The 12,674-nt window shown below is 38.6% G+C and carries 13 protein-coding genes; 5 read left to right on the top strand and 8 right to left on the bottom strand.

Annotation, left to right across the window (positions count from 1 at the left end; translation table 11 throughout):
• The 4 genes from FJR08_RS03510 to FJR08_RS03495 form a co-directional block, all read left to right on the top strand.
• A partial coding sequence (locus FJR08_RS03510; RefSeq protein WP_168632171.1) for a BPSL0067 family protein occupies positions 1 to 632 on the top strand: 632 nt, incomplete at its 5' end.
• Between the two features lie 282 nt (positions 633 to 914).
• Positions 915 to 1,481 carry a transposase gene (locus FJR08_RS03505; protein ID WP_168632170.1) on the top strand — a complete coding sequence of 189 codons (567 nt, stop codon included), beginning with the start codon at positions 915 to 917 and terminating at the stop codon, positions 1,479 to 1,481.
• A gap of 102 nt (positions 1,482 to 1,583) precedes the next feature.
• Positions 1,584 to 2,336 carry an MBL fold metallo-hydrolase gene (locus tag FJR08_RS03500; RefSeq protein ID WP_168632218.1) on the top strand — a complete coding sequence of 251 codons (753 nt, stop codon included), beginning with the start codon at positions 1,584 to 1,586 and terminating at the stop codon, positions 2,334 to 2,336.
• A 580-nt stretch (positions 2,337 to 2,916) separates the two neighbouring features.
• Positions 2,917 to 4,230 (top strand): ABC transporter substrate-binding protein, encoded by a 1,314-nt coding sequence (locus tag FJR08_RS03495; protein ID WP_168632169.1) that lies wholly within the window; start codon positions 2,917 to 2,919, stop codon positions 4,228 to 4,230.
• An 88-nt stretch (positions 4,231 to 4,318) separates the two neighbouring features.
• Here the strand turns inward: FJR08_RS03495 and FJR08_RS03490 are convergent, their stop codons facing one another.
• The 8 genes from FJR08_RS03490 to FJR08_RS03455 form a co-directional block, all read right to left on the bottom strand.
• Positions 4,319 to 4,786 (bottom strand): hypothetical protein, encoded by a 468-nt coding sequence (locus FJR08_RS03490; RefSeq protein ID WP_174782967.1) that lies wholly within the window; start codon positions 4,784 to 4,786, stop codon positions 4,319 to 4,321.
• Between the two features lie 181 nt (positions 4,787 to 4,967).
• A complete protein-coding gene (locus FJR08_RS03485; RefSeq protein WP_254435675.1) occupies positions 4,968 to 5,867 on the bottom strand; it encodes a hypothetical protein in 900 nt (299 codons plus the stop codon).
• 315 nt (positions 5,868 to 6,182) lie between these two features.
• A complete protein-coding gene (locus FJR08_RS03480; RefSeq protein WP_015080826.1) occupies positions 6,183 to 6,707 on the bottom strand; it encodes a YqeG family HAD IIIA-type phosphatase in 525 nt (174 codons plus the stop codon).
• A gap of 197 nt (positions 6,708 to 6,904) precedes the next feature.
• On the bottom strand, positions 6,905 to 7,477 hold the full coding sequence (locus FJR08_RS03475; RefSeq protein WP_168632168.1) for a DUF3727 domain-containing protein: 573 nt from the start codon (positions 7,475 to 7,477) through the stop codon (positions 6,905 to 6,907).
• Positions 7,478 to 7,657: 180 nt separating this feature from the next.
• Positions 7,658 to 8,158: a Holliday junction resolvase RuvX gene (gene ruvX / locus FJR08_RS03470; RefSeq protein ID WP_051155191.1), complete on the bottom strand. Its 501-nt coding sequence runs from the start codon at positions 8,156 to 8,158 to the stop codon at positions 7,658 to 7,660.
• Positions 8,136 to 9,380 (bottom strand): GNAT family N-acetyltransferase, encoded by a 1,245-nt coding sequence (locus FJR08_RS03465; protein WP_168632167.1) that lies wholly within the window; start codon positions 9,378 to 9,380, stop codon positions 8,136 to 8,138. The genes ruvX and FJR08_RS03465 overlap by 23 nt, the downstream gene beginning before the upstream one ends.
• 225 nt (positions 9,381 to 9,605) lie before the next feature.
• Complete coding sequence (locus tag FJR08_RS03460; protein ID WP_168632166.1) at positions 9,606 to 9,818, bottom strand: hypothetical protein; 213 nt, start codon at positions 9,816 to 9,818, stop codon at positions 9,606 to 9,608.
• Between the two features lie 173 nt (positions 9,819 to 9,991).
• Positions 9,992 to 10,429, bottom strand: coding sequence for a DUF29 domain-containing protein (locus tag FJR08_RS03455; RefSeq protein ID WP_015080831.1), 438 nt, complete (start codon positions 10,427 to 10,429; stop codon positions 9,992 to 9,994).
• Positions 10,430 to 10,700: 271 nt separating this feature from the next.
• Here FJR08_RS03455 and FJR08_RS03450 point away from each other — a divergent pair, with 271 nt between their 5' ends.
• On the top strand, positions 10,701 to 12,449 hold the full coding sequence (locus FJR08_RS03450) for a M61 family metallopeptidase (protein ID WP_168632165.1): 1,749 nt from the start codon (positions 10,701 to 10,703) through the stop codon (positions 12,447 to 12,449).
• Positions 12,450 to 12,674 lie beyond the last annotated feature (225 nt).

The raw sequence follows: 12,674 nt of genomic DNA, 5'->3' as shown, positions 1-12,674 counted from the left end.
ATAATGGGAGCAATTGGACAAGTTGGCAAAACTTTGGTGGTGCTACTCTAGCTGATCCGGAGTTAAAAGTCTTTAATGGGAAATTATTTCAAGCTGTACAAGGAACAGATGATCGAATTTATACTCGTGATTCATTTAATGGAACAAATTGGAATGGATGGCAAGAAAGAGGAGGTTTAACTCCTGCGGATGCACCCTCTGGTTTAATGGCCACTTCTAGCTATTTAACACAGCTTAGTAATGAAACTCTAATTGGTAAATATAGTAGAAATGTTGATAATGCTTATGGTTATGAATGTTGGGATTTAGTTGCTGATGCAACAGCAATTTCTGGATCAAGTCCTTATTGGAATGCAGGTACTTGGAAACGAGGAGTTAGTGTGATAGGTAATGGCAATGTTGCGGTAGGTACGGCGATCGCCACTTTTGCTGGTACAAATAATAGTTATTATGGTACATATAACCATACCGGAATTTTTGCTGGATACAGACTTAATAGCGCAGGTGCAATAGATGGTTTTTGGATGTGGGAACAAAATGCTCCATTGGGTTCTGCTATTCGCAAAGGATTTTATTCAATTAGCGGTTCTGGTGTTTCTGATGCCGATAATTATTATTTAGTTAGTGTTTAAAGCGTTGTAGGGGTTTAGCAGTGCTAAACCCCTACGTTTGTGGGAAAACGTTAAGACTGGTGTATCGCTTTTCTGTATTTGTAGAAAATGCGATAGCAAAGCTCACCGCTTGTTTATTTTCAATGATACATTGCGATCGCTCATCTACCGTCAATGATTGTAGGGGTTTAGCAATGCTAAACCCCTACCCGTATCGCTACCAACCGATTAATCCCACATTCCCTACCCATGAATGATATATAATCATATAAAAATTCATCAAAACAATCCCTCATCATCAAAGTGTCCTATAATCCAGAAATTCACCATCGTCGTTCTATTAGATTAAAAGACTACGATTACACCCAAGAAGGGGCATATTTCATTACCATTTGCACTAAAGACAAACAATGTATATTTGGTGATATCAAACAAGGGGAAATGAAATTAAACTTGCTAGGAACAATTGCTGATGAATGCTGGCAAGAAATTCCTCAACATTTCCCACATATCAACTTAGACGTATTTGTGATTATGCCAAATCACATTCATGGCATATTATGGATAGTTAAAACAATTCCCAAAGAAGACAAAACCAGAAATTATGGTAAAATGATTCCCGGATCAATTCCCACCGTCATCAGGTCTTATAAAAGTATTGTTACTAAGAAAATTAATATTATTTGCCATCAAAAAGGAATATCTTCTGTATGGCAAAGAAACTTTTATGAACATATTAATCGTAATAAAACATCTTTAGAAGAAATCAGAAAATACATTATTAATAATCCTCTAAACTGGGATAATGATGATGAAAATACAGGGCAAAATATTCAAGAACAACGATTATTATTAGATATACCTTTTTAGATAAAATCTTCACTTTTGCTGCACATATTATAGGGGTTTAGCATTGCTAAACCTCTACGTCTTGTGTATAATTAGATTATGGATATAGCGTTTTCTGTAATTATGAACCTTACTTGGTTAGATAGTAATAGTTGGTTGATTGAAATTGGTGAACAGCGGATACTAATTGACCCCTGGTTAATTGGTGATTTAACCTTTAATAATTTAGATTGGTTATTTAAAGGTTCTCGGACTCAAGATCGGTCAATACCAGATAATATAAACTTAATTTTGCTTTCTCAAGGATTAGAAGATCACGCACACCCACCCACCTTAAAACAGCTTAACAAAAATATCCCCGTTGTCGCTTCCCCCAATGCGGCTAAAGTTGTCAAACAACTGGGTTATCAACAAATCATCAGTCTCAATCATGGTGAAACCTTCACCTTAAATCATCAAATAGAAATCAAAGCTGTTCCCGGTTCTCCCATTGGACCAACCTTATTAGAAAACGGCTATCTACTCAAAGATTTAGCAAATAATTCCACATTGTATTATGAACCTCATGGTTATCATTCCCCCCAACTTCAAGAAATAGAACCCATTGACGTAGTAATTACACCAATCATTGATTTGAGTTTACCCCTACTCGGTCCGATTATCAAAGGCATGAATAGCGCCCTAGAAGTAGCAAAATCGGTAAAACCTCGATTTATGCTCCCTACCGCAGCCGGAGGGGATATTTTGTTTGCAGGACTACTGGTAAAATTCCTGCAAGCTAAGGGAACTGTAGAAGAATTTCGCACATTACTGGAAAAAAACAATTTAACAACCCAGGTAATTGCTCCTCAACCTGGTGAAAAAGTTATGGTTTGATTGACACTCTCCGCGTCTTTAGACGCGGAGATTCTATAGAGAGTTTCAGTCTATATCCCTCAGTTATCCCAGTTTCAGGCAGGGTTCCTTAAATATTTGGGTTCTTGCCCTGATTTCGTTTGCCCTGGCGGGCGAAATCATATCTGACAAGCGTAACTTTCCGAGAGTCCCTCGGTAGCTTTTTATGTCTTTAGTGACAATTTAATTCTATCACGAATATGGATTAAAAGAATGCAGAATTTAGAATTTAGAATTACGTTTTGCAACGGGGATTTTACCCCGACGCAAAACCCGCTGCTTGTAGAAGCAGGGGACTTTAACCCCCAAAGGTAAGTTAAAATTTGAAATTATTTCAAATTTTCAAATTAACGTCAATGCAGGATAAAGGAAAGCCTCTAGCCTTCATCCCTTGTCTAAAGCCCAAATGTGGCTTCCTGAGTCAGCCACATTTTCAAGGGTTTTCGGCGTTCTTCCTTATAATTTAAAACCAATGATAGTGTGAGGATGTTATAATCTGCGATTTAAAGGCTTAATGTAAATATATCTACATCAAGTTTTCTAAATATCTGTGTGATTAACTATGGCAAAAATTCGTATTTCCCTAGCCTTGAGTCTAGCTACCCTAGCCAGTGGTTTCTTGTTAGCCGCTTGTGAAAATCCTAATCCTTCATCATCTACCGGAAATAGTACCACCTCCCCAACAGCTACCACTACAACCAGTGATACTAAAGGACTGAAAATCGGGAGTTTATTACCAACAACTGGTGACTTGGCTTCTATTGGACAACAAATGGTTGGTTCAGTTCCCTTACTGGTAGACACAGTTAACGCTTGTGGGGGTGTGAATGGTGAAAAAGTCAGTTTAGTACAAGTAGACGACCAAACAGACCCTAAAGCCGGTGCTGCGGGAATGACCAAATTAGCAACTTTAGATAAAGTCGGTGGTGTAGTCGGTTCTTTTGCCAGTAGCGTTTCCACTGCGGCGGTTTCTGTGGCTGTACCCAATAAAGTCATGCTGATTTCTCCTGGTAGCACCAGTCCTGTATTTACCGACAAAGCTAAAAAAGGCGACTTTAAGGGCTTTTGGGCGCGGACTGCTCCCCCAGATACCTACCAAGCATTGGCTTTAGCCCAACTTGCTCGGAAAAAAGGTTTTAAACGAGTTTCCACAGTAGTTATTAACAATGACTATGGTGTAGGTTTTGAAAAAGCATTTGTGGAAACTTTTGAAAAATTAGGGGGAACAGTAATTAATAAAGATAAACCTATTCGCTATGATCCCAAAGCTCAAACTTTTGATACAGAAGCAACTGCGGCTTTTGCTGGCAAACCAGATGCAGTTTTAGGGGTGTTATATGCGGAAACTGGGAGTTTATTCCTCAAAGCGGCTTATCAGCAAGGTGTCACCAAAGGCGTACAAATTTTACTGACAGACGGCGTAAAATCCCCTACTTTCCCTGATCAAGTAGGCAAAGCTAGTGATGGTAAGTATATTTTATCCGGGGCAATTGGGACAGTTCCTGGTTCTAGTGGTCCAGGTTTGGAAAACTTTAATAAACTTTGGAAAGAGAAAAAAGGCGGTTCTCCTGGAGAATACGCACCTCAATCTTGGGACGCTGCGGCTTTGTTGGTATTAGCCGCTCAAGCTGCGAAGGAAAATACCGGGGTTGCTATTGCTGGTAAAATTCGGGAAGTCTCTGCTGGTAAGGGTACACCAGTTAGTGATGTTTGTGAAGGATTGAAGCTACTTAAAGCAGGAAAACAGATTAATTATCAAGGCGCAAGCGGTGATGTAGATGTTGACGCTAATGGCGATGTCATTGGTACTTATGATGTCTGGACTGTGGGCGATGATGGTAAAATCAAGGTGATTGATAAAGTTAGTCCTAAGTAAGTAATTGAGATCCTCGAGATACACAAATAACGTAGTTTAACCTTGGTCAAACAGCGTTAATTGCTGATAATTCGCTCTCTGATTGACCTTACTCGTAAGGAGAGCTTTTAGGTTCTAGAGTCTGGGGCTTATCCTTGCCCGTTTTCGCCTCGGTTTCCATTACTATGGAGTCCCGAAACTTCTGCGTCCGTTCTAGCAAGATTACTTTTACATCGGAATGTTTCATGTATCGAGTGATTTCAACATCACTCATTCTTGCTAGAACGTTATCAGCAGCATTAGTATCTGAGTGCATTACGACCCCATCATGTCCGGTAAACTTGTCACCATTTCTACTACCAGTTAAGGTAGCAAATCTGGAGTCAAGTTGTGACGTATATGCACAATTCACACTAACAACCGTGCAACCTACACGGGTTGAAACTTGTTTGAGAGCATCCGCAACCATCCCCTTGCACCATGAAGAAACATTTCTCTTCATGCGCTTTCTCATGGGCTTTTTGCTTTTTATTGCTTCCGTCAAATCTTCAAAAGCTACCTTAATTGCATTTAACATCAAGTCATGGGTAGCTGTAAAAACGATTGTTTTAATCCTACCTTTAAAGGATGTTTCCCGATTATTCCACTTGATTTTACCAAGGTTATTCCGTTTAATTTACCTTTGGGGGTTAAAGTCCCCTGCTTCTACAAGCAGCGGGTTTTGCGTCGGGGTAAAATCCCCGTTGCAAAACGTAATTCTAAATTCTAAATTCTAAATTCTGCATTCTTTTAATTCTATCAGCTTTAGCACTGTTTCCTTTAGCGATAGATTTATTAAAAACTGACCTGATTTTGTCGCGTTTAACTTGTTTCGCTGTTCTATAATCAGTCTCTTCTGTTTGGATTTTACCGAAATTATTGCCTAAAAATCTAGCACCATCGTTAGAAGATGTGGCATACACTTCTGTGTAGCCTCTGTCACATCCAATTATTTTACCTCGAGTCTTTTTTTCAGCTTTTTCAATGTCAGCCGTGTAATGTATTTCCCATCTACAATTACGCTTGATTAGCCTTAACTGACATTTTACTTCCGTCGGTAAAGTCGTTGGTAACTTGAGGGTTTTACATGGAGTTAACCCTCCGAAACGCAACCACACTACACCTTTGCTATCTAATTTAGTATCAAAAGCCCTAAGAATAATTTGGTTACAAACTTTTGTGTTACCTCGATCCCAAAACTTTCTCATCAATGTGCAAAGTTTGGGGTGTTCCAACCATTCACGACTTTCTAATGTAAGTTGTAAAACCCCTTTTTTAGATGGGAATGATTGGAACGATTGACCCAAAGATTTCATCACCTTTTCGACACAAGCAGCCTGAACCAAGTGGATATCATCAATTACATCGTAGAGGGTTGAATCCCATAACTTAGCAGGTAATTGATACTTGTCTTTCGATGTGCGTAGCTGTTTGTCAATCTCAAATTTAGACACACCCCAGGCTTTCAACGACCCGAACTCATTCCACAAGTCAGAGCGTAGTTGTCCCAAACGCAAAGCAATTAAATCAAGTTCGTTAGATTTCCAAGTATTTAGTTTTTCAGTCCCTAAAATAGCGATTCTCGTAACGGTTAACTGATTCTTGACAATACGTTTCATATTCTAGACTTACTACATTAGACATCTCCTAAAAAGATCGTAGAGACGTTCCATGGAACGTCTCTACAAGGGTTTCAAGTCACGTACATTTAATTCTCGGAGATGTCTATTGTTTATAAACTTGTTCTGGGGTTAAGTATTTCATCTTCCGGTTAAATACGATTAACCCCAGTATACTACGTTATTTTGAGATTAGAATGATAGACTTTTGAGATTAATAGAAGTCGGGGATTTTTGATCAAGCGACAATATCTTTTTCTGGCTTCAGAAATATCCTCAGACGTGCCGAGATTTTTTAATTTTCGCTGACAATTTTTAATTTTTAATTGTAATAGATGCGCCTAATATCTCAGATATCCAAACTTCAATATTGCGGATAGGATGGGAACGGAGGGCTGTAAAATCGGGATGGATGATTGGTTCGACTAAAATTGTAAACATTCCCAAGCGATTACCGGCTAAAACATCAGTAAACAAGCGATCGCCTACCATACCTACTTGATGTGCAGGTAAATTCATTTCTTGCAACGCCGCCCGAATTTTCCGCCGGGAGGGTTTGGCCGCACCCAAGTAATAAGGTAAATTTAGAGAACGGGCAATACCACCAATTCGCGCTTCACTTAAATTATTACTAACTAACCATAGTGCTGTACAAATCCGAATTTCTGCCACCCATGCTTGCAATTCTGGGAAAGTAGAACTCGTTGTCATGGGTACTAAAGTTTCATCCACATCTAATACTAGCCCTTTCAGCCCATATTGTTGGATGACACCTGGTGTCAGCGTTAATACTGAACCTGATAAAATCAAGTTAGGCTCTAATAGATGGTTGCGAGTCATAATTTTTTGTGAAGGCTAGGAGCTAGGGGCGCAGGGACTAAGCCCATTCAGGAGTCAGGAGGAAGAAAGAAAAATTTGAAGTTTAGATTTATTAAGCAAACTCTAACTAAATTTAGATTTTTGAATAAGGCAAAAGGTAAAAGGCAACAGTAATTAATTAAATTACCAATCACCAATTACCAATTACCAATTACCAATTAATCAAGCTCATTAAACAGATGTTCTTCTAAGAGGGGTTGAAATTTACGAAACTCTTCGGGGGAAAGTAATTCTGGTTCACCCGTTTTAGTCATTCTCGCAAAAAAGAGCAGGGGATCAAGGGGAGTATAAATTGCATACTCCTGTTCATCATGATAAAAAGTGGCAATTTCCATTAATTGCTCTGGTTCTAAACCGTTTTCTTCATCTTCAAGTTCTAAAGTAAAGAATTTTGATTCATCTTCAGGAGGCAACTCACCTGCTACAGTTAAGGCATAAGCAGTATTCTTGAGAATCAAGTTTTGCTCAGAAAGAACCGCTTGAGCAGTGCCGAAAATTTCGTCAATGATCTCATCATCTTCCACCAAGACGGCTTCTTCTTCGTCGCCATCAATTTGCCAAGCAAAAATTTCTATTGGTGCATCTATAGGCAGAAGGAGAACATATTTTTCCCCCTCTACATCGAGCGTATGCTCAATGTAACATTCTAGTGTCCGTTTTAGCTCATCTGTTAAAATCAGAGAACTTTCGGAATCGTGATCATTGTCTTCAGGAAGTGGAGATGAATACATAGCTGAATTATGTAACTGTAACAATACTCTTATATATGGAAATCATTGAACCGCTAAATGACAGCCGATGTCAACCATAAATTGAGAGATCCAACTGACGCTCTCAGGTCTAAAGACACTGAAATCATTAAGATCAAATAAATGATCTGTAATAGTTTTTAGAATACCATTTAAAAGGGATCACTCATCGGTAAATGCTACCGATCTCTGTACCGAACTCCGTCTAGCATCTAGCCATTGTTGTAAAATCAATGCAGCAGCCTTGCGATCAATTAAACCCTTATTCCTTGATGGGGAGCGATTCTCAGCTATTATCAGTTGTTCCGCTTGATAAGAAGTTAATCGTTCATCCATATATTCTAAAGGAAGTTTCAGCGCATCCGCCAATCTAGCCGCAAATTTCTGGACATGACGGGCTTGAAACCCGATAGTACCATCCATTGAATAAGGTAAACCAACAACGAGGATTTGTACCTGTCGCTCATTGACTATTTGCTGAATTTTCTCCACATCTTCAACAAAAGATTTGCGCTCAATTGTGGTTATACCCGTAGCAATTAACCCAGTCCCATCACATCCAGCTAAACCGATGCGTTTACTACCAACATCCACGCCCAAAGCGGAAATAAATGATTTTGATTGCTGTTGAGAGATCACGCTATTGTTGCTCCTGGGATTCATCTGCGGCTGAATCTGATGGACAGGGTATATCCATGTTAGGATTTTGATGAGTAGAAGCCACAATTTCTGACTGCATTGGTATAGCCCTTTCTGGATGCACCTGCTGAGTTTGCGGCATCCATGACATCCCCCCAGGGATAGGTTTCCGGCTTGGTTGTAGTCCTTGTAACATTTCCTGCCACTGAATCCCCTCTAAGGAGACAAATTTCGATTCTCGCAGTTTATGCCAAACTGAGCGAGACATGATCAGGGTATGTTCTTTGCGTTTAGCCCCAATCCGCTCTAAATATTCTTCTCTTTCTGGTTGATAATCTGAAGAAGCTAATTGTAATCCTTGTTGAGGAAAATCTTGAGCAATGCGGGCTAATTGAGACAATAATTCAGGATACAACCAAGTATAAGCCGGATGAACTGTAAGAGTTGCTACATGAGGATTTTCACCTGTGCGATCAAGTTGCACCTGAAAATAACCAATGGCTGCTTTCCGCTGGGGTTCAAAGACATAACCACTCACAACTTCAGTTTTTGTCATCCACTGCTTGAGAGCATCAATAATAGCCCCAAACAAAGTCGTTTTAAAGTCGTGGGTGTGTCGATCAAATACTTGCCTTACCAAAGGTGGCATTGATGCTGTATCCAGTTGATATAGCAACGGAGCATCAGCATTACTCACCGGTAAGAGGTTGGGTAAATCTGGTTCAGTTTGAATTAATTCCGCTAATAACTGGGGACTAATTTCCCAGTATGTCATTTCTGCTAACCGTTGAAATCCATTGTGGCGATACAGTGCTAAGGCATCAACGTCATTGATATTAACTTCTAGTATCCATGTTCGCGCTTCTAAAATTGATTCAAAGCAATGGCGCAGTAGTTGTGAACCTACTCCCATTCTGTCGCCAGTGCCTGCTAACATTACCCGATTAATTCGCCAAGTGCTGCGGGTTCGGTTAAATGGTGATACTTGAATCATTCCCAGTAGTATCCGTCCCTGTTCGGCAACATAGCCCCAGAAGCGATACTGTAATGGGTTGGGAAACCAACTTAAGAATTTGAGTAACCCATACCAGCGTCGTAGCCATTGCATTTGCCGCATGGCCGCACCAGCTTCTTGGGGAGAAAGATGGGACAATGATTCTTGAGTTAAGCAATCAATTCCGTCCAAATCCCTATGTTGGACTGGTCGGATAACAACGCTGAGGTTTCGAGGGAGTAGTGAAGTCATTTTGATTCAAGCCGCCATTTAACCTTTAAAAAATAGGATTGGTGATGTGATGCTGCAATCATTTTAACGGCTTTTTTTCTCTTAGGTCTTGCTCCCAAAGAGTGATTTTTTTAAGTGACCACGTAAAAAAAATATAAAAAGCAGAAACCGTGAGTATACCTTTGAGGTGAAAACCACAATACCTGCTTCTATTCTAGGATAATTCTACTCAAAATACTTTTAAATCTATAGACCTTGGCGAGAAGCGAATTTTTCAAAGTCGGCTTGGGTTTGATGAAGTAATTGCTGACGACTATCTGAAATTGCTTGTTTGCAGTTGGGAACCAAGTTGGGAACCAGATTTCGAGCTTGTAGTGCCATGTGCATTTGTAGATGAGCAACGTATTCACTTATATCTTGGTTGTCTACAGTTGCGCCCGTTAGTATATTTGATTCCATTGCCACTGGGTTCTCCTTGATGAATTTGGTGTAATTGCTTTACTAGACTAGATTAGAAGTTATCATTTTTTTTACTTAACTGCCTAATTTCGCAATGAAGTGTAATGATTGGGAAAGAGGGAACAGCCAAAAATCAAGATAAATAACCTGATTTTTTCCCAAATAGAAATTTTCTAATCCTCCCAAAGTGTATAAGTTTCGTTAAAAACCTCATCCCAACTTAAAGCAATAATATCTGGTTTCTTACCCATTTCATCTCTAGCATCCTGTTTTGCAGCCAGAAAACACTTGTTCCAAATTGATTCCAAAAAATCTCGATTGAGACTTGGCATTTCTTCTTGACTGGCAGTAATTTCTGCCCTAGCTGAACGAATAGAAATTACCCAACTAGCGCTACGTTTTTCCGGTTGACATTTCCACTTAATTATATGCAGTATCAATCGAGTTAGGCGATTAATTACTGCTCTTTTTTCTGATCTTCCCATAGACTCGGCTAAACTCTCTAAAATATCATCAACTTCTTTCATTTTCCCCTCCTCTAGCAGTTGTTTTGCTTTTACTACAGCTAAATATGGTGATTGAAAAACCAGTTCGTCATAAGGTACTGTCATAATTAATAACTCCTTGGCTTGTTTTTTCCCAAATCTTGCATAAAAGATGGTACTGTTTTAACAACTTATACAAAAAATATCCTTTTGTGATTAGATACAATCAGCAAAGACCTCCACTCTAAGAGTATTGTAGGTTTACAAATCAGTCAATAATCTTGGTTTACATGAAATCACCATAAACACATCATATTATTAATTTTATATGCCTATACTTGACGATTAACGATAGACTGTTGATTATGGATAAGTAAATCAAAACTCAACACACAAAATGATTTTAGAACTCTCTCCACAAATTCATTACTTGGTGGGAATGTCTCAACCAGAAACCCATTTATTTGAGGTGACTTTACACATTGTTAACTATCCGTCAGCAGTTCTCGATTTAAAAATGCCAGTGTGGACTCCTGGTTCATATTTGGTGCGGGAATATGGCAGACATTTACAGGATTTTGCGGCTTTTGCGAATAATCAACCCTTATCTTGGCATAAAGTTAGTAAAAATCATTGGCAAGTAGAAAAAGGCAATACTTCAGAAGTAACTATTCATTACCGTGTATTTGCTAATGAATTAACAGTAAGAACAAATCATTTAGATGCTACTCACGGTTACTTTAATGGGGCAGCTTTGTTTTTTAGAATCCCTGGTTGGGAAAATTTTCCCATGCAGATAAGGGTAATTCCTGCTAACCCTCAATGGCAAGTAACTACTAGTTTACCAACATTTGCAGAAACAGTAAATACTTTTTTAGCGGCAGATTTTGATACTTTAGTTGATAGTCCTTTTGAAGTTGGTTGTCATCAATTATATAATTTTGAAGTTTTGGGTAAACCCCATGAATTAGCAGTTTGGGGAAAAGGAAATTTTCAACCAGAACAAATGATTGCTGATTGCCAAAAAATTATTGAGGTAGAATCACAAATGTTTGGTGGTTTACCTTATGACAGATATGTATTTTTTCTGCATTTGCTTCAGCAGGGTTTTGGTGGTTTAGAACATAAAAATTCTTGTTCTTTAATTTATCAAAAGTTTGGATTTCGGACTGTGGATAAATATGAGCCATTTTTGCAATTGGTAGCCCATGAATTCTTTCATTTATGGAATGTTAAAAGAATTCGTCCTTTGGGGTTAGAAGTGTTTGATTATGATCAGGAAAATTATACACCATCTTTGTGGTTTTGCGAGGGAACAACCAGTTATTATGATTTAATCATTCCTTTACGGGCAGGTATTTATAATACCAAGGCATATTTAAACTATTTGAGTAAGGAAATTACCAGATATTTGATGACTCCAGGACGAAAAGTTCAACCTTTGTCGGAGTCAAGTTTTGATGCTTGGATTAAACTTTATCGTCCAGATGCTAATAGTGGTAATTCTCAAATTTCCTATTATATCAAAGGGGAAATGGTGTCACTTTTATTAGATTTATTAATTCGCGTTCATCACGGGAATCAGCTTTCTTTAGATGATGTAATGCGGCAAATGTGGGAGAAGTTTGGCAAGGACGAAGTTGGTTATACTCCCGAACAATTAGAGGGTGTGATTGAGTCTGTAGCGGGTATGGATTTAAGAGATTTCTTTAAACGCTATCTTCATGGTTTGGAAGATTTACCTTTTAATCAATATTTACAACCTTTTGGTTTGCAATTAGTTGAGGAAAAGAATGAAGAACCTTATTTGGGTGTGAGGATAAATACTGAAAATGGACGGGAGATAATTAAGTTTGTGGAAGCGGGTTCACCGGCACAATTTACGGGAATTGATGCTGGAGATGAATTGTTAGCGATTGATGGGATTAGGGTGGGAAATCAGTTAAATGAACGTTTGAAGGATTACCAGGAAAATGATTCTATTCAAGTTACTGTTTTTCATCAAGATGAATTGCGGACTTATTCTGTGACTCTAGCTGCATCAATTCCTAATAAGTATCAACTTAAAGTTGTCGAAAATCCTTCTTTCACAGAAATGGAGAATTTTGCCGGGTGGTTAGGTGTACCTTTGTCGAGTATTCAGTAATATTAATTGTCTGAATCAGGATGTCCAGGATTTCAGGATTAATTGTCTGAATCAGGATGTCCAGGATTTAAGGATTAACAGGATGAAATATTCCAGATTATTATGTTTGATCTAACAGAGAAGAGAGAGGTGAAGAAATTTTCTTTCTTTCTTCTTTCTCTTTTCTTCTTTCTTTCTTTCTTTCTTTCTTTCTTTCTTTCTTTCTCCTTTCTTCTTTCTTCTTTC

Source organism: Dolichospermum sp. UHCC 0260 (assembly GCF_009711985.1).
Classification (GTDB): Bacteria; Cyanobacteriota; Cyanobacteriia; order Cyanobacteriales; family Nostocaceae; genus Dolichospermum; species Dolichospermum lemmermannii.
Note: the sequence above shows the minus strand (reverse complement) of the source record. Positions and strands in the feature narration are given on the sequence as shown.